Annotated in this window: 19 protein-coding genes and 1 pseudogene; 11 read left to right on the top strand and 9 right to left on the bottom strand. The window is 71.3% G+C overall.

Annotated elements, in window-relative coordinates:
* The first annotated feature begins 15 nt into the window (after positions 1–15).
* A complete protein-coding gene (locus tag STRBO_RS0117655; protein ID WP_005475342.1) occupies positions 16–885 on the top strand; it encodes a phosphatidylinositol-specific phospholipase C/glycerophosphodiester phosphodiesterase family protein in 870 nt (289 codons plus the stop codon).
* Between the two features lie 101 nt (positions 886–986).
* Entirely contained in the window at positions 987–1,181 is a 195-nt protein-coding gene (locus tag STRBO_RS0117660; RefSeq protein WP_020114532.1) for a hypothetical protein, read from the top strand.
* 122 nt (positions 1,182–1,303) lie between these two features.
* Here the strand turns inward: STRBO_RS0117660 and STRBO_RS0117665 are convergent, their stop codons facing one another.
* The 4 genes from STRBO_RS0117665 to STRBO_RS0117680 all read right to left on the bottom strand — a co-directional run bounded on the left by STRBO_RS0117665 (position 1,304) and on the right by STRBO_RS0117680 (position 6,714).
* On the bottom strand, positions 1,304–2,530 hold the full coding sequence (locus tag STRBO_RS0117665; protein ID WP_381235238.1) for a phosphodiester glycosidase family protein: 1,227 nt from the start codon (positions 2,528–2,530) through the stop codon (positions 1,304–1,306).
* Positions 2,531–2,587: 57 nt separating this feature from the next.
* Entirely contained in the window at positions 2,588–2,962 is a 375-nt protein-coding gene (locus tag STRBO_RS0117670) for a DUF779 domain-containing protein (RefSeq protein WP_005475333.1), read from the bottom strand.
* 46 nt (positions 2,963–3,008) lie between these two features.
* Positions 3,009–4,451, bottom strand: a complete 1,443-nt coding sequence (locus STRBO_RS0117675) for an alginate lyase family protein (protein ID WP_005475332.1) — start codon at positions 4,449–4,451, stop codon at positions 3,009–3,011.
* A 208-nt stretch (positions 4,452–4,659) separates the two neighbouring features.
* Complete coding sequence (locus STRBO_RS0117680) at positions 4,660–6,714, bottom strand: pectinesterase family protein (RefSeq protein ID WP_005475330.1); 2,055 nt, start codon at positions 6,712–6,714, stop codon at positions 4,660–4,662.
* A 391-nt stretch (positions 6,715–7,105) separates the two neighbouring features.
* Between STRBO_RS0117680 and STRBO_RS0117685 the strand changes: the two genes are divergently transcribed.
* From STRBO_RS0117685 to STRBO_RS0117705, 5 genes are all read left to right on the top strand, one after another.
* The gene (locus STRBO_RS0117685) at positions 7,106–8,113 is read left to right on the top strand and encodes a substrate-binding domain-containing protein (protein WP_005475326.1); all 1,008 of its coding nucleotides are present in this window, start codon (positions 7,106–7,108) and stop codon (positions 8,111–8,113) included.
* A 301-nt stretch (positions 8,114–8,414) separates the two neighbouring features.
* The gene (locus STRBO_RS0117690; RefSeq protein WP_005475324.1) at positions 8,415–10,883 is read left to right on the top strand and encodes a sensor histidine kinase; all 2,469 of its coding nucleotides are present in this window, start codon (positions 8,415–8,417) and stop codon (positions 10,881–10,883) included.
* Between the two features lie 46 nt (positions 10,884–10,929).
* Positions 10,930–11,358 (top strand): roadblock/LC7 domain-containing protein, encoded by a 429-nt coding sequence (locus STRBO_RS0117695; protein ID WP_020114533.1) that lies wholly within the window; start codon positions 10,930–10,932, stop codon positions 11,356–11,358.
* 1 nt (position 11,359) lies between these two features.
* A complete protein-coding gene (locus STRBO_RS0117700) occupies positions 11,360–11,716 on the top strand; it encodes a DUF742 domain-containing protein (RefSeq protein WP_005475320.1) in 357 nt (118 codons plus the stop codon).
* Entirely contained in the window at positions 11,703–12,278 is a 576-nt protein-coding gene (locus STRBO_RS0117705) for a GTP-binding protein (protein WP_028796713.1), read from the top strand. Before STRBO_RS0117700 ends, STRBO_RS0117705 begins: the two co-directional genes overlap by 14 nt.
* A gap of 3 nt (positions 12,279–12,281) precedes the next feature.
* On the opposite strand, the gene STRBO_RS0117710 is transcribed toward STRBO_RS0117705, so the two are convergent.
* The 4 genes and pseudogenes from STRBO_RS0117710 to STRBO_RS0117725 all read right to left on the bottom strand — a co-directional run bounded on the left by STRBO_RS0117710 (position 12,282) and on the right by STRBO_RS0117725 (position 16,212).
* Positions 12,282–12,887 (bottom strand): TetR/AcrR family transcriptional regulator, encoded by a 606-nt coding sequence (locus STRBO_RS0117710; RefSeq protein ID WP_005475317.1) that lies wholly within the window; start codon positions 12,885–12,887, stop codon positions 12,282–12,284.
* Positions 12,888–12,915: 28 nt separating this feature from the next.
* Complete coding sequence (locus STRBO_RS0117715; RefSeq protein ID WP_005475316.1) at positions 12,916–14,934, bottom strand: galactose-binding domain-containing protein; 2,019 nt, start codon at positions 14,932–14,934, stop codon at positions 12,916–12,918.
* A 281-nt stretch (positions 14,935–15,215) separates the two neighbouring features.
* Positions 15,216–15,796, bottom strand: a pseudogene (locus STRBO_RS0117720) (LacI family DNA-binding transcriptional regulator); the annotation flags it as partial.
* Positions 15,797–15,819: 23 nt separating this feature from the next.
* Positions 15,820–16,212, bottom strand: coding sequence for an HGxxPAAW family protein (locus STRBO_RS0117725; RefSeq protein ID WP_005475313.1), 393 nt, complete (start codon positions 16,210–16,212; stop codon positions 15,820–15,822).
* A gap of 117 nt (positions 16,213–16,329) precedes the next feature.
* Between STRBO_RS0117725 and STRBO_RS0117730 the strand changes: the two genes are divergently transcribed.
* Positions 16,330–16,791, top strand: a complete 462-nt coding sequence (locus tag STRBO_RS0117730; protein WP_005475312.1) for a MarR family transcriptional regulator — start codon at positions 16,330–16,332, stop codon at positions 16,789–16,791.
* Between the two features lie 170 nt (positions 16,792–16,961).
* On the opposite strand, the gene STRBO_RS0117735 is transcribed toward STRBO_RS0117730, so the two are convergent.
* On the bottom strand, positions 16,962–17,990 hold the full coding sequence (locus STRBO_RS0117735) for a LacI family DNA-binding transcriptional regulator (protein ID WP_005475311.1): 1,029 nt from the start codon (positions 17,988–17,990) through the stop codon (positions 16,962–16,964).
* A 347-nt stretch (positions 17,991–18,337) separates the two neighbouring features.
* On the opposite strand from STRBO_RS0117735, the gene STRBO_RS0117740 reads away from it, so the two are divergent.
* From STRBO_RS0117740 to STRBO_RS0117750, 3 genes are all read left to right on the top strand, one after another.
* Complete coding sequence (locus STRBO_RS0117740) at positions 18,338–19,666, top strand: ABC transporter substrate-binding protein (RefSeq protein ID WP_005475310.1); 1,329 nt, start codon at positions 18,338–18,340, stop codon at positions 19,664–19,666.
* 222 nt (positions 19,667–19,888) lie between these two features.
* The gene (locus STRBO_RS0117745; RefSeq protein ID WP_005475308.1) at positions 19,889–20,851 is read left to right on the top strand and encodes a carbohydrate ABC transporter permease; all 963 of its coding nucleotides are present in this window, start codon (positions 19,889–19,891) and stop codon (positions 20,849–20,851) included.
* 14 nt (positions 20,852–20,865) lie between these two features.
* Positions 20,866–21,687 carry a carbohydrate ABC transporter permease gene (locus tag STRBO_RS0117750; RefSeq protein ID WP_005475306.1) on the top strand — a complete coding sequence of 274 codons (822 nt, stop codon included), beginning with the start codon at positions 20,866–20,868 and terminating at the stop codon, positions 21,685–21,687.
* Positions 21,688–21,800: the final 113 nt, after the last annotated feature.

Consider the following 21,800-nt stretch of genomic DNA (forward strand, 5'->3'; position numbering starts at 1 on the left):
CCCGGGAGGCAGAACATGGCCCTCACCACCCGCCGCAGAGCCCTCACCACCCTCGGCGCCGCCCTCGCGGGCACGGTCGCCCTGCCCGCCACGAGCGCCCTGGCCGGCGAACGCGGTCACCGCCCGCACCCGTTGTGGCGGGCCCACGCGCACAACGACTACGAGCACCCGCGCCCCCTCCTCGACGCCCTCGACCACCGCTTCGGCAGCGTCGAGGCCGACATCTTCCTCGTCGACGGCCAACTCCTCGTCGCCCACGACCCGGCCGGCCTCGACCCCGCACGCACCCTCGAATCCCTCTACCTCGACCCGCTCGCCGCCCGGGTCCGCGCCCACGGCGGTTCGGTCCACCGGGGGCACCGCAGGCCGCTGCACCTGCTCATCGACATCAAGACCGAGGGCTCGTCCACGTACCTCGCACTCGACCGGCGACTGCGGCGACACCGGCACCTGTTCACCACCTACGCGCACGGTCGGGTGTACCCGGGCGCGGTGACGGCCGTGGTCTCCGGGGACCGGGCCGCCCGGCCGCCCATGGAGGCGCAGTCCGTGCGGCGTGCCTTCTACGACGGACGGCTCACCGATCTCGACGCCGCCGCGCCCGCGCCCGCCACCTTCGTCCCGCTGATCTCCGACAACTGGACCCTCAACTTCACCTGGCAGGGCGTCGGTCCGTTCCCCGACGCCGAGCGCGCGAAGCTGCGCCGGATCGTCTCGACGGCCCACGGGCGGGGACAGCGGGTGCGGTTCTGGGCGACGCCCGATCTGGCGGGGCCGGCCCGGGACGCGGTGTGGGGCGAGCTGGTCGCGGCGGATGTCGACCACCTCAACACGGATGACCTCGCGGGGCTCGCGGCGTTTCTGGACGCTCGCCGGTCGGTGTAGACCACTCGTTCGGCGGACACGTCAGCCGCACGGACGAATGCTCCTTTACGCCACACTTACGGCCGAATGCCGCGAAGTGGGCGTGGCGGAGGAGGTTGACGATGGCCATTTCCATCTCTGTGGTCGTGCTGCTCGTGATCCTGACGGTGGTCTTTCTGCGCAACGGTGCGTTGAAGGTGTCGCACGCGGTGGTGTGTGTGCTGTTGGGGTTCTCGATGGCCGGTACGAGTCTGGGGCCGACGATTCACAACGGGTTGACGGCCACGGCGGAGATCGTGAGCAGCGTGGAGCCGTGAGCGGGGGTGGGGCAGGGCGGAGTCGCGGGGGCGCCTGACAGCTCGGGGGCGCGGGGCTCGTGGGCGCTCGCGGGTCCGGTGGGGCTTCGGGCGCGGGACCGTCGCGCGCCCGAGATGCGGCGTCAGGGTTTCGTGAAGACGCCGATGCCGTTCGGGACGGCGCGTTCCGTGCCGTCCGTGGGGTGGTTGCGGACCGTGACGGTGGTCGCGCCGGGTGCGCGGGCGACCAGCGTGGAGGAACCGCCGCCGTCCAGGCTGAACGCGTCGGTGGAGCCCAACCCCCGCATGGTGGCGGCGACTTCGGCGATGGTCAGCCCCGTGCGGTGGGCGGCCGCGCCGTCCAGGGCGAGGAGCAGGAGACGGTGGCCGCCGTCGGCGACTCCCGCGGCGGTGCGTACCGCCGAGGTCGTGTCGTCGAGGCCGGGGAGCGAGCCGCCGCCCCGCAGGACCGGGTAGCCGCCGAGCGCGAAGGCGTACGGGGTCCCGGTCGAGGCGACGAGGAGGTGCGCTACCTCCACCGCGTCACCGGCAGCGAGCTTGCGCAGCCGCTGGGCGCCCGCCTCACGCCCGACCAGGACGGTCGTACCGGCCGCGATGGCCCCGCTGCCGGGTGTGCCGGCCGAGCCGACGACGCGGCCGTCCTCGACCAGCACCTCGTGGGTGTCGGTGCTGCACGGCGCCGCCCGGTCGGTGTCCGTGCCGCAGACGGCCCGCAGCCGGGAGACGCTGCCCCAGTCCGAGGTGAACGCCCCGACGGAACCCACCGGCAGGGCGTACTGGTTGAGGCCCCGGAGCGGAAAGTCGCCGTCGGCGGTGGTGACGGTCCCGTCGAGGGCGATGCTGTCGAGGCGGGCCGTGCCGTCGGTCGTGACGCCGAGTACGTCCCTGGTGCTCGTCCCGGGCGGCAGGGACGGACCGAAGCGCTGGCCCGTCGGTACGGCGGCCTTGAGCGCGTGACCGGCGGCGATCGCCGGGCCGACCGGTGCCCCGGTGGCCGCGACACCCGGGTGCTGGGTCTCGGTGATGTTGAAGAAGTCGCCGTTGACCCCGGCCACGGCACCCGCCGCGGTGGCCAGCCGGGACACGGTCGCCCGCTCGGCCACCTTCCCCGGGTACAGCAGTCCGACGCCCACCCGCCGGTTGCGCAGGTCGACACTCAGCACATGGGCGTGCGCCACGCCCGCCGCCCCCCGGATGTCGAAGTGGCTGTACTCGACGCCCGGCGCGACGGCGACGGCCCTGGGCGCGCCGACGGCCGGTGCCGCGCCCGCGAGGGCCGCGCCGGCCAGCACACTCCACGCCGAGAGAACCGTCAGTACCCGTCGGAACCGTCCAGCACGACGCGTCACGGCACCCCCTGATGTCTCGTCAACCGTCCCAGGACTCAGGGGAAGTGCACCAGACGACTACCGGCCGGGCGGCGGCTCGGCTCCGACGACGCGGGAACGGATGAGAAATCGCACCCCTTCGGGTGCCTCCAGGGAGAAACCGCTGCCCCGGCCCGGCACCACGTCGACGATCAGCCGGGTGTGGCGCCACGCCTCGTACTGGCTGCGGGACATCCAGAACCCGACCGTCTCCTCGACCCCCTCGACGGTGAGTTCCGCGAGGAGGACGTCCGAGTTCCCCGTGCGGAACTCACCGTCCGGGTAGCACATGGGGGCGCTGCCGTCGCAGCAGCCGCCCGACTGGTGGAACATCAACGGGCCGTGGGCCGCCCGCAGCCGCCGTACGAGATCGGCGGCCGCGGGGGTCAGCTCTACGCGCGGGACGACATCCATGGCCGGCAGTGAACGCCCCGGCAGGTTGCGAGGACGTTGCGCGCGGTCAGGATTCCGGCCGGCCTCGGTCGCGGTCGCGGCGGCGCAGCAGGAGAAGGCCGCCCGCGAGGGCCGCGAGTCCCCCCGCGGCGGTCCAGGCCGGAACGTCGGAGATGCCGGTCGCGGCCAGATCCTCACCCCGGCCACTCCGGCCACCCCGGGCGCCGGTCGAGGCGCCGCCGGAGGGGGACGGGGAGCTGGAGGACGAGTCGCCGGCGGAGGGGGAGGTGGAGGTCGAGGCGGTCTGTTCCGCGTCCCGGGTGAACGCCAGGGTGCCGAAGCCCAGCTGGTCGTACCCGCCGCTGTCGGGGCCGTAGTCGCCGCCGCCTCCCTCGGGGGCCGCCTTCGCCGCGGCGCGGGTGAGGTAGGAGGCGTCGAGGCCCCGCCGCCCGGTGTAGTGGTGGGCGATCATGGCCCAGATGGGGCGCCTCATGTTCGGGTCGACGCCGGCCGCGTCGGACGCGGTCTCCCTGCCGGACCAGCCGTCGACCGCACCTTTCGCGCGGGTGTTCGCCGTGTAGGCGACCTCGCCGCCCAAGCTCCACTTGGCCACGTACTGGGCGCCCTTGAGGAAACGGTCGTCGTCGTGGCCGTACAGGTCGATGCCCTGGTTCCAGGCCATCTCGCAGAGGGCGCCCATCAAGCCGACGCCGAGCAGCGCGTGGCCCTGGTCGCGGCCGGCCTCCAGCCATTCGCCGAGGCCGTCGTCGTGGACGACCGGGATGGCCTTCCCGACGGCGCCGAGGCCGTCGCCGTTCTTGAAGTAGTCGACGGCGCGGGCGACCCGGGCGCGGTCGTCGCAGAAGATGCCGGTGGCAAGGACGCACGCCATGTTGGCGAGGTCCCAGTTGGGCCAGTAGTTGGTGACGACGGCGCCGTTGTGGTGGAGCAGGAAGTCGTCGCTGAGCGTGGCGAAGACCTCGGTCAGCATCACGGTGAAGCGGTCCAGGTCGAGGTCCGGGTGGTCACGGACCAGTTCGGCGGCGTTGGCGAACTGGTAGCCGTACAGGCCCGCCGCCAGGAACCGGTCGGCGCTGCCCCGCACGGCGGTCAGTGTCGCGGACCAGGCGTTGAGGATGCGTACAGCGGTGTCGGCGTGGGCGCTGACGCCGGTGACGTGCCAGCGCAGGGCGTTCTGGTAGGCGGCGTGCACGTCCTTGTAGAGCGCCGCGTAGTTCTGCGGGGTTCCGCCGCCCCGGTGGACGGTGGCGGCCGGGCGGGCGGTCCAGGAACTCTGGGCATGGGCGTTGGCGGTCAGCCTGGCGAAGCCCGCGGTGTAGGGCGCGGCGCCCGCCTTCACCTTCGCCGCCATCCGGGCCAGGTCCGCCGCGGTGTGGAGCAGACCGGGGTGCGCGTACGCGTCGCCCGCCGCCGCGGCCGGCGTCGCCACCGTGCCCGTGCCGACGCCGAGCCCGGCCGCGCCCGCGGCGGTTCCGGCGATCTTCAGCATGCTCCGGCGGCTGATCTGTGCTGTCACGGTGGGGGTCCTCGGGTCTCGGGTACGGGGGTGGCGGCTCGCGCTCGCGCCGGCCCGCGCGGGGAGCCACGCACAGGAGACGCACCGGCCCCGGGGAGATAACAGAAACCCGGAGCGGTGCGTCGGCTGCGGTACCCGCAGTACCCGCCCGTACAGGCCGTACCTGCCGTACCCGGCGTCCTCAGGCGCTCGGCGTCCAGCCGGCCAGCCAGTCCGCGACCTCTTGGCCGGCGGCCTGGGCGTCGGTCAGGTGCGGACGGTCGGTGCTCGCGCCGCCCGCTCCCGGACCGGTGTTCTTGTACTCGGCGAAACGGTCGTCCTTCCAGGAGAAGCCGCTCATGTCGGTCCACGGCGCGGTCCTGACCGCGGCGCTGAGGCTGGTGTTGCGGACCGTCGTCTGCGGGTCGAGGGAGGCGTCGCCCCCCGCGTGCCAGGGGCGGCCCAGGTGGAAGCTGCGGTCGGACACGTCACCGTTGACGGTGGAGTTGGTGATCAGGAAGCCCTTGCGGTTCGCGGCCGTGCTCGGGGCGGTGACGTAGCCGGCGGAGGTGCCGTTCCAGCGCTTCTTCAGGGTGATGACCGATCTGTCGACGACGGCCGTGGCCCTGCCGAAGATGAAGTCGACGTTGCCGATGACGTAGGAGTTCGTGACGTAGACCCGGCCGAGCTTGTCCTTCGAGGCCGTGTCCAGCAGCAGGGTGTCCTGGTCGCCGGAGACGATGACGCCGTCGAGGAGGACCTTGTCGGCCGCGGTCCGCAGGGCGACCGCCTGGTGGCCTTCGAGGGACTGGTTGGCGGCCTCGTCGAAGTCGTTGGAGATGGTCAGGTTGCGGGCCTGGAAGTCGTCCGCCTCGACGGCGACGGTGGCGCTGCCACCGGTCCCGTAGGTGCCGCCGCCCGGCTTGGGCGTGCCGGACGCGTTGTTGTAGACGATCGTGGTGTCCTTGCGGCTGCCGCCGGAGCCCTGGATGGTGACGTGCGGCTTGTTGGACGGGACCTTGACGAGTTCCCGGTAGGTGCCCGGCTTGACCGAGATCACCACCCGCGAGGGGTTGTTCGCGGGCACCGCGTCGACGGCCTTCTGCACGCTGGTGAACTGGCCGCTGCCGTCCTTGGCGACGGTGAGCGTGGTGGCGGCGGCTGCCTTGGTGGTCGCCGTCGTACCGATCGAACTCCGCGGACCCGCACCGGACTTGAGCAGCGCCGGTACGTCGGCCGCCTTGTCGAGGGTGTAGCCGTAGTACGTCTTCGGGTCGAAGGCCGTGCCACCGCTCTCGTTGCGGCCGGAGATGCCGGAGAAGAGGTTGCCCCGCTGGACCAGGGCGGCCGTCGCGTCCTTGGTGACCGGGTTCCGCATGCCCTGGAAGTAGCTGTTCTCCAGGACCATCTTCGTGTTGCCGCGGGCGTAGTTGCCGTACGAGGAGGCGATGTCCGTGCCGGAGACGTCCTCCAGGAAGTTGTTGTAGAGGTGCGCGTGGGCCACGTTGTCGGTGGAGGGGTTGCGCTGTTCGGTGTCGCGGAACCAGTTGTGGTGGATCGTCAGGTCGGCGGTGGTGTTGGTGGTCCAGCCGATGCCGAAGGTCTTGTTGTTCTGGCTGAGCTTGTTCCAGGACACCGTGACGTAGGTGGTGTCCTTGCGGCTGTCGATGAGGCCGTCCGCCATGTGCCGCAGGTCGTTGTGGTCGATCCAGACGTGGTGGGCGCCGTCCATCTGGATCGCGTCGAAGTCGTGGTCCTTGTCGTTCCAGGTGCCCTGGTAGGAGTCGCGGATCGTCAGGTTGCGGATGACGACGTTGTGGACGCCCTGGCCGAGGAAGAAGCCGCCGCCCACGATGTGGCCGGAGGTGCCGGAGCCGACGATCGTCTTGTCCGAGGCGACCCTGATCTCCTTGCCGACCGGGTTCATGTCGATGGTCGCCGCCACGACGATGACGTACGGCTCGGCGGCGGTGGCGTACTTCTCCAGATCGGCCAGGGTCTTCACGGTGACCGTTCGGCCGTCCCGGCCGCCGTAGGTGCCGTTCTGGCCCAGCGCGTTCACCGAGGCGAACCCGTCGGCGCTCGCGGTGGCCCAGGTGGGGGTGGCCGCCGCGGCCCTGGGCTGGGCGTCCGCGCCGAACACGCCGAAGACCGTGCCGTAGGCCATGGTCCCGGCGGCGGCCAGGGTCAGGGGGACGCCGGCCACGACGGCGGTCTTCCTTCTGCGGTGGCGGGCCTTGCCGTGGTTCTCGCTCACGCGTCGCTTCCGTTCCGTGCGGGGGAGGGTGGTCAGCCGAGCAGTCGCCGCCGGATGCGAAGAGGTTGCCGCCTGTCGGGGCGAATTTCGGCCGGAACAACGGCACTTCGAGAGGGGGCGGGGATGGCCGATAATCGACTCCGGTGCGCGCACGGGAACGGTCCAGGTCCGTGGGCCCGGACCCGCGGCGGTCGTTGACACGTGCGCGCAGGTCAGGATCGGGTCGTCACAGCAACACATCGATTGCGTTGTTCACTTGACTACCGGGCGTCACACGCGATTGGCTCCGCCCAGCGAAAGTCAGCCAGTCGCCGCACGTCATCGCGGTGATGACGGTGATGTCGCTCCCCCCGACCTCCCGTCCGGTCGCACAGCGAGGTGCCGCGCCCCCATGAACCCATCGCCCGCGTCCCACAGGGTCTTCACGGCCTTCCGCGCCACAGCGCTCGCCGCCGCCCTCTGCCTGACCGTCGCCGGCTGCTCGGTGTTCGGTGGCTCGGAGGCCGATTCGGGCACGGACGCGTCGGGTGGCGCGGGCGGGATGAAGGTCGCGCTGATCACGCACAGCGCCGAGGGGGACGCCTTCTGGGACCTGGTCCGCAAGGGAGCGCAGGTCGCGGCGGCCAAGGACGGCATCGACCTGACCTTCGTCAGCGACCCCGACCCCGCCGGACAGGCGAAACTGGTGCGGGACGCGATCGCCGACAAGGTCGACGGCATCGCGGTGACCCTGGCCAAGCCGCAGGCGGTGCGCGGCGCGGTCGCCGAGGCCCGCGCGGCCGGCATTCCGGTGGTGGGTCTCAACTCCGGCATCGGCGCCTGGCGGGCGCAGGGTCTGCTGGCCTTCTACGGCCAGGACGAGAGCGTGGCCGGCCGGGCGCTCGGCAACGAACTCGACGCCCGCGCGGCCGAGCGGGCCCTGTGCGTCATCCACGAGCGCGGCAACGTCGCCCTGGAGGCCCGCTGCGCCGGCGTACGGAAGACCTTCGGCGGCCAGACCGAGAACCTGTACGTGGACGGCACCGACCTCGACGCCGTGACCGACTCGATCGCCGCGAAGCTCCGCCAGGACCCGTCCGTCGACGAGGTCGTCACGCTCGGGGCGCAGTTCGCGCTCGCCGCCGTGGAGTCGGTTCGCGACTCCGGCAGCAAGGCCGAGGTCGCCACGTTCGACCTCAACAAGGATCTGGTCGAGGCGGTGCGGGACGGGGAAGTCCAGTTCGCGGTGGACCAACAGCCCTACCTGCAGGGCTACCTCGCCGTCGACGGGTTGTGGCTGTACCGGACCAACGGCAACGTCAGCGGTGGCGGTGTCGCACCCGTGCTCACCGGTCCCGCGTTCGTGACCAGGAAGAACATCGCGGGAGTCGCCGAGTTCGCGGAGAACGGGACCCGTTGACGTGACCGGTCCGGGACCCCGTGAACCCCCCGGTCGGCCGCAGCCGCCCGGCCGCCGCTCAAGGTGCGGACGGAACCTTCCGTTCGGACGCGACCGTGCCACGGAACCCAAGTAAGCGGAACGGTCGTGTAACGGCGACGCCAAACTTCCGGCCACCCCTGCGCCCTGCACTCACTTGTACGGATAACATCCTGCGCATCCCCTGTGCGCCCTACTGACAGGTGTCCACCCGCCTTTTCCGGACGCCCGTCGCCCCGTCCCCCGCTTCCTTCCGCTCCCCGCCAACCGCCCAAGGACGACGATGCCCCCACGGACCGGCGCCCGGCGCCGTCTCGGCTCCATACGTCTCTCGCTGATCACCCTGGCCCTGATCCCCAGCGTCACGCTGGCGGTGAGCTGGGGTGTGACGACGACCCAGATGTTCTCCGAGGGACTGCAGCTGCGGACGCAGACCGGCCTGAGCAAGTCCACCGGCGCCATGGGAACCGAGGCGACCCTCGCCCTGCAGCGCGAGCGAGCCCTGTCCGCCGCCTACATGGCGGCCCCCGGCAGCTCGACGAAGGCCCTGGACGAGCAGCGCCACCAGACCGACAGGGCGGTCGCCAAGCTGGACCGCCGCGCGAGCGAGATCGAGCGCGCCCCCGACCGCATCGGCGACCAGCTGTACTCGGTCATGGGAGCCTCCAACAGCCTGGAGTACTACCGGGACCAGGTGGACCACCCCACCGACATCACGCCCGAGCAGGTCCTGGAGCACTACAGCTCGATCATCGACGGCCAGATCCACGCCTTCCAGCAGCTGACCCAGGTCGACGACGGCGACCTCACCTCGCAGGCCGGTCCGCTCGTCACCATCGCACAGGCCGCGGAGCTGGTCTCGCAGGAGGACGCGTTCCTCACCCTCAACTGGCCCTCGGGCCGCCTCGACGAGCCGACCCGGAACAGTTTCGCCCAGGTGGTCAACGCCCGCCGCTGGCTGGTGGACAACCAGCTCGTCCCCTCGCTGGAGGGCGAGGTGAAGACCGAGGTCGAGCGGATCGTCCAGGGCAGGGACTGGCAGGCGCTGCTGTCCGTGGAGGACGAGGTCCTGTCGGCCCGCACCACCGGAAACGGGGAGTCCCGCCGGACCGAACTGCCGCGGGCGCAGGCGCGCTGGGACGCCGCGATGACGAAGCTCTCCGCCCAGTACGAGACGCTGATCCGCGCGCAGACCCAGGGCCTGCTGGAGCGCAGTGGCGAGGAGGCGCGCGGTCTGCTGATCACGGCCGGCTCGCTGAGCGCCGGCGGGCTCGCCGCGCTGCTGCTGTGCATCGTGATGTCCTGGCGCATCACCCGTTCGCTGTCCCGTCGGCTCACGGGGCTGCGCACGGCCACCCTCAGCCTCGCCGAGGAGCGGCTGCCCGACATCGTCGCCCGCCTGGAACGGGGCGAGAAGGTCGACGCGGACGCCGCCTCGGCCCCACTGGACTACGGCACCGACGAACTCGGCCAGGTCGCCAAGGCGTTCAACGCCGCCCAGCGCACCGCCGTCCACACCGCCGTGGAACTCGCCGACACCCGGCGCGGCTTTCAGCGCGTCATCCTCGGCATCGCCCGGCAGAGCCAGAACCTGGTCAACCTCCAGCTCACCAAGCTCGACAAGCTGGAACGCCAGCACCAGGACCCCGAGATCCTCAAGGGCCTCTACGAACTGGACTCCACGGCCAGCCAGTTGCGCCGCTACGAGGAAAACCTGGTCATCATCAGCGGCGAGCGCCCCGGCCGCAGCTGGACCGAACCGGTCGCGCTGATCGACATCCTGCGCAGCGCCGTCGGCGAGGTCGCCCAGTACCAGCGGGTGGAGGTGCACGCCGACGACGACGTGTGGATCGCCCCGCCCGCCGTGGCCGACGTCATCCACCTCCTCGCCGAACTCATCGACAACGCGACGTCCTACTCGCCCGCCCCGAGCCCGGTCGGCGTCCGCGCCGCGACCGTCGCCAAGGGGCTCGCCCTGGAGGTCGAGGACCGGGGACTGGGCATGTCCGAGGAGGACTACGCCGCGTTCAACGCCCAACTGGCGGTGCCTCCGCAGTTCGACGTGGTCGCGCTCGCCGACGACCTCCGGCTCGGTATGTTCGTCATCGCCCGGCTGGCCACCCGCCACGGCATCACCGTCACCCTGCGGGCCTCGCCGTACGGCGGCACCACCGCGATCGTGCTGATCCCGGACGAGACCGTGGTCCGCGAGGCCCCCGCCCCCGACGAGGACGGCCCCGAGGCCGACGAACCCCCCGCCCGCACCTCGCTGGTGGCCGCCCGGGTCGCCGCGACCTCGTCGGCCGCCCGCCCCGAGCCCGGCCCCGGGGAACAGGAGGCGGACGGCGCGCCGCGGGAGCGGACCGCCGATGCCCCCGAGAGCGCCGGCGCCCCTGACGGCGCCGACGCGGCCAAGAGCGCCGGCGGGCGGATCGCCGACGCCGTCAGGGACGCGAACGGGACACGGCCGACCGCCGGGAGCAAGTCCCCGGCCCGGAAGAAGGGTGGCCCGCTGCCGCTGCCCCGCCGGATCCCGCAGACCAGCCTGGCCGCCGAGCTGAAGGAGGAGGCCGGACCCTGCCCCGAGGGCGACGCCGACGACTTCACGGCCGAGCGCGCGGCCTCCTCGCTCGCCGGTTTCCAGCGCGGCACCCTCCAGGCACGTGACGACGACGCGGAATCCGAGTACGCCCCGGGGGAGGGATCCGCATCCGAAGAACCGGGGGACCGCGTCCCCGCCTCCGGCACCTGACGGCCCATCGACTCCCCACGCAGACCGCTCTTTGAAGGACACACAGATGACACGCCCCATCCCCGCCACGCACAGCCAGCTCGACCAGCTGCTCACCGGACTGGTGGACCGGGTCGCCGAGGTCGACCACGCCGTCGTGCTCTCCGAGGACGGACTGGTCGTCAGCAAGTCCACCGCGTTCCTGCGCGACGACGCCGAGCGGCTGGCGGCGACGGCGTCCGGCCTGATGAGCCTCAGCAAAGGCGTCAGCATGGACTTCCGCGGCGGTCCCGTGCGCCAGTTGCTCATCGAGATGGGCAACGCCTTCCTCATCCTCACCAACGCCGGACCCGGCGCCAACCTCGCCGTGCTGACCCGGCAGGGCGCCGACGTCGGCGTGGTGGCGTACCAGATGAACATGCTGGTGAAGAAGATCGGCGAGCACCTCAGCGCGGCCCCACGCGCGGGTGTCGTCGCGGCCGACAGCGGCGAGTGAGGTGAACGGAGGCGACGCGGCGGGCCGGCTGGTTCGCCCGTTCACCCTGACGGGCGGCCGGACCCGGCCCGCCCGTGGCGACTTCACCCTCATCACCACGGTCACGGCCGTGGACCCGCAGCCGGCCGGCGGCACCCGGCCCCAGCCGGAACACGCCCGCATCCTCAGACTGTGCGCGAAGCCGATGGTGGTGGCGGAGCTGGCCAGCAAGCTCGACCTCCCGGTGAGCGTGGTCGCCATCATGCTCTGCGACCTGCTGGAGGCGGGCCGGATCAGCGTCCGCCAGCCACGGCTGATCTCCCGCGCCCCCGACCTGGACCTGCTGAAGAAAGTGAGGGACGGTCTTGGCCGGCTCTGATCCCCAGGTGATCGCGGCTCCCGACACGGTGAAGATCCTCATCGCCGGCGGCTTCGGCGTCGGAAAGACCACCATGGTCGGGTCGGTCAGCGAGATCGCCCCGCTGCGCACGGAGGAACCCCTCACCACGGCCGGTCTCGGCGTCGACGACCTCGACGGCATCCCCGAGAAGAACGCCACCACGGTGGCCCTCGACTTCGGCCGGATCAGCATCGGCCAGGACCTCGTGCTCTATCTGTTCGGCACGCCCGGACAGCAGCGGTTCTGGTTCATGTGGAACGACCTGTCCATCGGCGCCCTCGGTGCCGTCGTCCTCGTCGACGTGCGCCGGCCCGAGTCCAGCTTCGCCGCCATCGACTTCTTCGAACGCCGCAAGATCCCGTTCGTCATCGGCGTCAACGGGTTCCACGGCGAACACCCCTACGAACCCGAGGTGATCCGCGACTCCCTGGCGCTGCCGGAGAACACCCCCGTCCTGCTCTTCGACGCCCGCGAGCGCACCTCCTGCCGGGACGTCCTGATCGCCCTCCTGGACCAGCTGATCGCCGCGTCCGCCCGCTGAGCACTACGGGCGGACCTCCTCGCGGACCAGGCCGGCCACATGGTCGGTGATGGTGTCGAGGATGTCCGCCCAGGCGGCGTCGTCGCCGAGGACGAGGAAGTTGAGCGTGAGGCCGTCCGTCATGGCGGCCAGGTAGCGCGCCAGGACCGGGACGGGCACCGTCAGTTCGAACCCCATCGTCCCGCGCAGCTGCTCGATCAGATCGGCGTAGGTGACGCGGTACATCTCGTACTGCCGCCGCGCCAGATGTTCGAATCCGGGCTCCCGCAGGGCGTACTGGGTCAGCTCGTAGGTGAGCATGTGCTCGCCCGGGTGGGCGGACACGTGGTCCCAGTACGCCTGGAAACCGGCCCGGACGGTCTCCCTGAGCGTCTCCCTCGGCCGGATCGCCTCCTTCACCAGGGCCACGTAGTGCCCGCTGATGGTGGTGATGACGGACTCCAGCAGTTCCTGCTTCGACTCGAAGCAGTAGTGGAAGACGCTCAGCGACACGCCCGCCTCGGCCGCGATGGACCGGGTCGTCGTCCTGGGGACGCCGTCCCGGGTCATCGCGCGGATCGCGGCCTCGGTGAGCTGTCTGCGTCGCTCGGCCGACGGCAGGCGTGCCATGTGGTTCCCTTTCCCCCGTCGGATGCGGTCAGCTGCTGTAGACGCCGACCTCGTAGAGGGAGTAACCCCAGTCCGTACCGCGGTCGGTCCCCAGCATCCGAACATATCTGGCCGTCACCGCGGAGAACTTGGCCGTGTCGAGGCCGCCGTCACCCGAAGTGGTGGACCAGACCGTCTTCCAGGTCGAGCCGTCGGTGGAGACGTCGATCCGGTACGCCTTGCCGTAGGCCCGCTCCCAGTCCAGGGTGACCTTGCGGATCGTGTGCGAGGCGCCGAGGTCCACCTTCCACCACTGGGAGTCGCTCCAGTCGCTCGCCCAGCGGGTGCCGCCGTCACCGTCCACGGCCCGGCCGGGCTGGTAGCTGGTGACCGGGTTCGACTCGGACGCGCCGGCCGTCGCCGTCTTCCCCTTGGCCAGGTTGACGCCCGCCTGGTGGCCCTCGGAGGAGCCCCAGGTGCCGAGGTAGGACTCGGCGCCCTTGAAGAGGTCGTCCACGGCGCCCTGGCCGCCGACCTGCCGGATGTCCTCGATCCAGTCCGGGATCATGCCGACATGGGCGGCGCCGTCGGTGTTGTAGTCGAAGGTGCGCTGTCCGGTGGTCTGCTTGTCGATCGTCGAGCCGCCGTCGACGCTCTTGAAGGGGTACTTCACCGGGTTGGAGGTGTTCGCGCCGCGCGGGGCGGGGTGATCGCCGATGCCGTTGAAGTCGGTGCCGTAGCCGTAGCCCACGTCGTACTTGGTCCGCAGCGCGTCGGTGCGCGCGGCCTCCTCGGCGAACTCCTCGGAGCCGTGCATGTACTGGGCGACGAAACCGCCGAGGGAGTAGACCCGCTCGGTCCAGTTCAGGTCCATCCAGCTGTGCGAGGACAGCACGCCCGGGTAGGACGCGGCCTCGAACATGTCCAGCACCTGGCCGGTGGCCTTGACGCTCATGTGGTCGATCTCGAGCATCATCTTGCGCTGCATCATGCCCTGCACGGCGTACTCACCGAGATCGGTCAGCCCGCGCACGTTGCACTGCGCGTTGTCGTCGTACTCCGGCACCTCGGTGCCCTCCGGCAGGTCCTCCTCGGCCTTCGTGGCCGCGTCACCGATGGGGTTGTCCTTCTGGGGGCCCTTGCACTTCTCCGTCTGCCAGAAGGTGCCGGTCGACAGGAACTGGCCGACGTTGATCGCCGTACCGAGACCGTGCTCGTCGAAGCGGACACCGCACAGCGCGTTGTCGAACTTGTGGCACAGGAACATGCTGCGCACACCGAGGTCGTACAGCTCGTCGAGGCCCTTGTCGATGTCCGCCTTGCTGCACTGGGCGATGTCGAGGATCTGCTTGCAGCCGAACGGCTCGGAGGTCTCCACACCGAGGACGACGGCGAGCTTGCCCTGCTTGATGACCTCTCGGGCCTGCGCGCTGTCGGTGACGATCCGGAACCAGCCCTTGCCGGCGCCGCCGTACTGCGCGTCGATGTAGTCCTGGAGGTCGTACGTCAGCTTCGCCTGCAGCCGGATCGAGGTCATCTCGTCGCAACCGCGGTCCTTGAACGGGTAGATCGAGCAGATCATCCCGTTGGTGACCAGGTCGTTGACCAGCACCCGCTGACCGCCGCGCCAGGCGCGCTCGATCCAGGCGTAGTAGTTGGCCTGGTGCGTCATCGAGTCGTACGCCGGCCAGTCCTTGAACGTCGGGTAGCCGACCGGGTCGTGCTTGCCGTCGCCGCCGTGGGTGATGTAGTCGAACAGCGCGAGGCTGCCGTCCGGGTAGTGCTCCGGACAGTCCTTCAGCGCGTCGGCGATGCCGGACTTCGAGAACACCTTGCCGCAGATGAGTCGGCCGCCGAACGCCTCGTTGGAGAACAGGTGGTTGTGGGCGTCGACGAAGCCGCGCACGTCGCCCGCCGCGTCGGTCCCCTTGAACGGCTCACCCGTCACGTTGATCTGGGAGTCGGGCGACGGTCGTGAGGTGGGCAGCCACCATTCGCCGGTTGCGGCCGAACTCGGCGACGGGCTGAGCAGCATGCCCATCGCGGTGAGGAACAGCGCCAGCACCATGAGGGGTCTGCGTCGGCTATGGGCGCGTGGAGTCCTGGTCATCACTCACGTCCTCGGTCAGGGGGATGCACGGTCGATCGGCCAGACCGTTCCGGGACGCGGTGAACACCCACGACGCCATAGTCCGATTGTCATGGCTGGCACAAGCGATGTGACGAGAATCGCCACTGGGGTGATCCGAGTCAATAGTCCGGGACACTTGACCTGATGCCACTCCTTGCCGTAGAGCGGGAGAACACTTCGTCAAGTTCCGGTGAAGACAGGGAGGTTGCTCGCAGGCTTCAGGAAAGCGTGCGGGCCGACTGCCGGATCAGCAACTGCGTGCCCAGCACCACGTGCTCGTCGCCCCCGAGGCGCTCCTCGCGCTCCAGCGCCAACCGGACCGCCGTGCGCCCCAGATCCTCGTCCGGCACCCGCACGGTGGTCAGCGCGGGGGAGAGGACGGCGGCGAACGGGACGTCGTCGAAGCCGATCAGGGAGATGTCACCCGGGACGTCGAGACCGGCCTCGCGCAGCGCGGCCGGCACCCCCGTCGCCACCATGTCGGTGCCCGCGAAGACCGCGGTGAGGTCCGGGCCGGCCGCCGGCGCCTCCCGGGTGCGCTGATGGCCCGAGACGCGTGTGTACGGGCCCGGCGGCGCCAACTCCTCGGCGTGCGCCACCCCGTGCGCGCGCAGGGCGCGCAAGAAGCCGTCCCGGCGCTGGTCGGCGGTGCTGAGCCCGGGGTCCCCGCCCAGGAAGAGGACGCGCCCAGTTGTCCGGCGGTCGGCAGATGGTCGGCGGCCTGGAAGGCGCCGCCCCGGTTGTCGTACCGCACCACCGTCACCGGCGGATCGCCGGGCAGCGGCGGGCGGCCCGCCAGGCGCGATGGGCCCGGCGGTCGGGTCAGGCGGGGGAGTCGGCGGCCACTGCCGTGGCGGTCGCGGTGACACCGGTGCCGTCCGGCCCGGTGGCGGGGCCGGGCACGGCCGGGAGCGGGGCCGGGGTGCGGCGGCGTCCGGCCAGGCGGCAGCCGAGGCAGTCCCCGTGGCCGCCGCGCGCGGAGCGGTCGCGGACCCCGAGGCCCCACTGGTCGCGGGGGCGGGGGCCGGGCGGCTTGCCCCAGCCGGTGAGGTGCAGGCCCCAGGTGACCACGAGGGCCAGGACCGAGACGGTGGCGCCCAGGGCGAATCCCGGGGTCCAGCCGCAGACCCCCAGGCCGAGGAACGCCGACCCTGTGGTGCCGATGGCGGTGCCGGTCCAGCCGGCGACGGTGTGGCCCTCGTCGTGGAGACTCACGTGACTGCTCCCCTCGCGCGCGCCGTTCCGTGTCACGGCATGCCGCGGCCACGCCCACGGCGCCGACTATGATGTCTTAGTAAGTAAGGAATATAGCTTGCCTCGGAGGCAACTTCAATGGAGTCCGAACGCCGCCCCACCGTCCCGGAAGCGATCAGCGCCATGGACGGCCTGATCGCGACGATGATCGTCGGCCAGCAGGAGTTCGCGCGGAACCTCGGGCTGAGCGTCACGGACCTCGTCTGTTTCGCGTACGTCATGGAGGCCGGGGACGCGCCGGTCACCGCCGGTGATCTGGCCGCTCGCGCACACGTCACCACGGGCGCGGTGACCGGCATCCTCAACCGCCTGGAACGCGGCGGTTTCGTGACCCGCCGGCCGGACCCGGCCGACCGCCGCCGGGTCCGCGTGGTCGCGGTTCCGGACGCCGCCGAGCGGGTGGTGGCCGTCTACGGCCCCTTCTACGCCCGCCTCGCCGAGTTGTTCGCGCGGTACTCGGCCGACGAACTGGCCCTGCTCACGGACTGGTTCGGACGGGCGGAGGAGCTGGCGCGGGGGTATCTGGAGGAGGCGGGTTAGGGGGTGGCGAGGGTGTGGCCGGCCGGCCGGATGGTGGCCGGGCGGGCGGGGGTGGGTGGCCTGTGCGGGCGGCGGGTCCGGGAGCCGCCGCAGGTGCCGCCGGCCGCGGCGAGGGCGGGTCCTACGGCCGTGGTGCGGGGCGCGTGTCGTACGGCACGCGTGGCGGCTCCTCAGGACAGCGGTGCTGTCGAGCCCCTGATCACCACCTTGCAGGGGAGGGTGTCGATGCCGGTGCTCGGGGTCCCGGCGATCGCGGCGAACAGGGCGTGGGCGGCTACTCGGCCGACCTGTTCCAGGTTCATGTCGACGCTGGTCAGCGGAGGTCGGGAACCGGCGGTCATGATCTGCCAGTTGTCGAAGCCCATGACGGCGATGTCGTCGGGCACGCGGTGGCCGCGCTCGCGCAGGACCTCCATGACGCCCCGGGCGATCTGGTCGCTGCCGCACAGGACGGCGTCGAGTTCGGGGTGGCGGTCGAGCAGCATGGCGGTGGCGGCCCGTCCCCACCCCTCCGACCAGGCGCCGAACCGCGGCTCCCCGACCAGACCGAGCCCGGCGTCGGCGAGCGCGGCCCGCGCTCCGGCGGCCCGGTCCTGCGCGGCGAGGTAGCCGGGGTCGCCGGTGATGTGCGCGATCCGGGTGCGGCCGCAGGCGAGGAGGTGCTCCACGGCGATCCGGCCGGCGCCGACGCTGTCCGGGACGACGGAGAAGTCCGCGGGGTCGTCGGAGGGGGCGTAGGCGTAGACGACCGGGACGGGCAGCTCGCGACCCAGGGAGGGACGCGGGTCGGTGCGGCTGCCGACCACGATGAGGCCGTCGACACGACGTCCCAACAGGGCGCGCAGATGGTGCTGTTCGCGGATCGCGTCCCCGCGCGCGTCGCACAGGAAGACCGCGACCTCGCCCGCGCCGAACGCGTCCTCGGCGCCCATCAGGATGGGTATGCCGAATCTGCCCTCCAGGTCGCTGGTGAGCAGCCCCACGGTGCCGGTGCGCCCGGCGAGCAGGCCGCGTGCCACCTGGTTGGGGCGGAACGACAGCCGCTCGGCGGCCTCGACCACCCGCTGTCTGGTCTCCGCCCGGACCTGGCTGCGGCCGTTGAGTGCCTTGGACGCCGTGGCGATCGAGACGCCCGCCAGCCGGGCGACGTCGCCGAGGGTGGCGGGCTGCGAACGAGAGGGGCCGGTGGCCTGTGCCATGAGTGATCTCCTGTCTCGCCACGCGTGCCGACCTCGCCGAGGATGACACGCGCCACCCGGAAGAATACGGGAAATGTTTCGGTCGGAACGCTTCCACGAGTTTCCGTCAGTCATCGACAACCGCTCGCTGCAAGGGGATTGACGAGTATTCAGGCGCGGCCTAGCGTCTCAGAAAGCCTTTTCGGCTTCTTTCGTTTCCGCTGTGGTCCACTGTGCGTCCGCTGCTCGTCCGCCGCTCGGCGACTGCCTGTCCGCCGACCGGTCCGTCACTCGGTTCAGCGCCACCACATCCATCGTCCCGACCGGCGGGCCCCGCACGGCCCGCCGTGAGACAAGGGGGATCGACCATGGGGAACACGGTCGGGCCGCGTGGCCGCACGAGCCGTTTCGCCACCAGCACCGTCGCCCTGCTCGCCGCCGCGACCCTGGTCACGGCCTGCGGGTCGGGGGACGGCGACGGAGGCGGAGGCGGAGGCGGAGGCGGAGGCGGCGGGGCGGCGAACGCCACCGGCGTGGACGACGGCGCCACGCTGACCATGTGGACGCGCGCGGCGACCAGGCCGCAGAGCGAGGCCCTGGTCGAGGCGTACAACGCGAGCCACAAGAACAAGGTCGAACTGACCGTCGTCCCCACCGACGACTACCAGGCCAAGGTCGGTGCCGCCGCCGGTTCCCGGGACCTGCCCGACCTGTTCGCCTCCGACGTGGTCTTCGTCCCGAACTACACCTCCAGCGGCCTCTTCGCCGACCTCACCGAGCGCGTCGAGGCCCTGCCCTTCGCCGAGAACCTGGCCCAGTCGCACATCAAGGCCGGCACGTACGAGGGCAAGAAGTACGTGGTGCCGCACACCCTCGACCTCTCGGTCCTCTTCTACAACAAGGATCTCTACCGGAAGGCGAAGCTCGACCCGGAGAAGCCGCCCACGACCCTGGGCGAGTGGGACGAGCAGGCGCGTGCGGTGGACGCCCTCGGCTCAGGCGTCGACGGGACCTTCTTCGGCGGCAACTGCGGTGGCTGCGGCGTCTTCACCTGGTGGCCGTCCATCTGGGCCGGAGGCGAAGAGGTCCTGAACGAGGACGGCACCGAGGCGCGCCTCGCCTCCGCCACCGCCAAGAAGGTCTACGACACCTACCGGGGCTGGGTGGACGACGACATCGTGGCGCCCGGGGCGAAGGACGAGACGGGCACGACGTGGACCGGCGTCTTCCCGAAGGGCAAGGTCGGGGTCATGCCCATGCCCTCGACCACGCTCGGGCTGATGCCGAAGGATCTGGACCTCGGGGTCGCCCCCATCCCCGGCCCCGACGGCGGCAGGTCCACGTTCGTCGGCGGTGACGCCATCGGCATCGCCGCGACCAGCGAGAAGACCGACCAGGCCTGGAACTTCCTCGCCTGGACCCTCGGCGACAAGGCACAGGTCGACGTCGTCGCCGCGCACAAGGACGTCGTGGCCCGCACCGACCTGGCCTCCAACAAGTACTCCGACACCGATCCCCGGCTCGTCGCCGTCAACGAACTCGTCGCCGACGGGCGGACCCCGTACGCCCTGAAGTTCGGCCAGACCTTCAACGACCCCAACGGGCCCTGGCTGACGCTGATGCGCGACGCCGTCTTCGGCGACGGGACGTCGGTGGACCAGGACAACGAGGCGGTCAGCAAGTCGCTCGCCGACTGAGACCGAGCGGACCGGAAGCCGGGCGGCACACCTGAGCCCGGCAGCCGGGCAAGGCGCCTGAGCCCGGCGTCCGGGACAGGCATCTGAGCCCGGCGTCCGGCGTCCGACGTCCGACGTCCGAGCCCTCGCCCGAGCCCGCCCCCCGGCCTCGCGCGACAGCAGGGTGAGACACCCCGAACCCCCTTCCCACCACGTCCCGGTGAGCGTCGACAGAGGAGAGGCATGCAGGTGAAGGTGGCCGAGCCCGCGCGAACCGCGCACCCGCCCCGGCCGGCACACCGAGGCCGTCCGCCACGCGCGACCGCGCCCCGCCGGCGGTCCCGCAAGGCCCAGGGTCTCGCCTACGCGGCCCCCACCGCCGTGTTCGTCACGGTGTTCTTCCTGCTGCCCCTCCTGCTCGTCGGGCAGATGTCGCTCAGCGACTGGCCGCTCCTCGCCGGGGACCGGGGCCTCAACGCCCCCGAGAACTACACGGACATCACCGACGCCCCGCTGTTCTGGCCGGCCGTGCGCTTCACCCTGCTCTACACCGGCGTCGTCACCGTCGCCCTGCTCGGCCTGGCGCTCCTGCTCGCCCTGCTCGTCCAGGAGTCCCGCCCGGGCGCCGGCTTCTTCCGTACGGTCTACTTCCTGCCCAGCGCCCTCGGCCTGGCCTCCGCGTCCCTGCTCTTCTGGGGGCTGTACAGCCCGACCACCGGCCCGCTCGGCGACGTCCTCCGACGACTCGGCCTCGCCGACGACGAGGTGTCCTTCCTCGGCACCCCGACCGCCGCCCTGCTGTCGACGGTGTTCCTCATCGTCTGGAAGTTCGCCGGCTTCTACATGCTGATCCTGCTGGTGGGCCTGCAGCGCATCCCGCACGAGGTGTACGAGGCGGCGCGCGTGGACGGCGCGAGCCGCGCCCAGATCTTCCGCTCGATCACCCTGCCCCTGCTGCGCCCGTCCCTCGCCCTCACCCTGCTGCTGTGCGTGACCGGATCACTGCTCGCCTTCGACCAGTTCTTCGTCCTCACCAAGGGCGGCCCCGACAACAGCACCGTCACCGTGGTGCAGTTGATCTACCGCGAGGCCTTCCAGCGGCTGGACCTCGGCACCGCGGCCGCCCTGTCGGTCATCGTGCTGGCCGTACTGCTCCTGCTCAACGCCCTCCAGTTCCGCGGTCTGCGCCGCGCCGACGCGTCATGAGAGGGGAGCCGACCTTGCCTGCCCGCACCCTCGGCCGTACGCCGTACCACGTCCTCGCCGGCGGTCTGGCCGTCATCTTCCTCTTCCCGCTGCTGTGGAACACCTGGGCGTCGGTCAGCCCCCAGCCCGGCACCGCGCAGGACTCGGGATACGGCCTCGGCAACTACCGGACGCTGCTGGCGTACGACGCCGGTCTGTGGCAGTACCTGTGGAACAGCACGGTCGTCTCGGTGTCGACCGTGGTGCTGACCCTCGGCGTCTCCCTGCTCGGCGGATACGCCTTCGCCCGCTTCGACTTCCCCGGCAAGAACCTGCTGTTCCTGCTGACCCTGGCCATCCTCATGGTCCCGTACGCCACCCTCCTCATCCCGCTCTACGTGCTGCTCGGCCGGCTGCACCTGCAGAACTCGCTCATCGGGCTGAGCCTGGTCCTGGCGATGTTCCAACTGCCGTTCGCCACCTTCATGATGCGGATCTCCTTCGAGGCGGTCCCGCGCGAACTGGAGGAGTCGGCTCTCGTCGACGGCTGCGGCACGGCGGGCGCGCTGCGCCGGGTCCTGCTCCCCGCCGTACGACCGGGGTTGATCACCGTCGGCCTGTTCGCGTTCCTCGCGGCCTGGAACGACTTCATCGCACCCCTGATCCTCATCTCCGACAGTGAGAAGGCGCCCCTGCCGCTGGCCGTCGCCAATCTGCGGCAGCAGAGCATGGGGGCCGTCGACTACGGCGCGACCGAGGCGGGCGTGGTGGTCCTCGCCGTGCCCTGCCTGCTGCTGTTCCTGCTCCTGCAACGGCACTACATCCGGGGCTTCATGTCCGGCGCGCTCAAGGGCTGACGTGTCCGCGCGAGCAGCGACCGCCTGCGCCCGAGCCGCCGACGCACCCACACATCCGACCGAGGTGTCCGCGCGTCCGCCGGGTCATTCACGCGTCCCGCCGCGTGGACGAG

This window comes from Streptomyces bottropensis ATCC 25435 (assembly GCF_000383595.1).
Taxonomy (GTDB): domain Bacteria; phylum Actinomycetota; class Actinomycetes; order Streptomycetales; family Streptomycetaceae; genus Streptomyces; species Streptomyces bottropensis.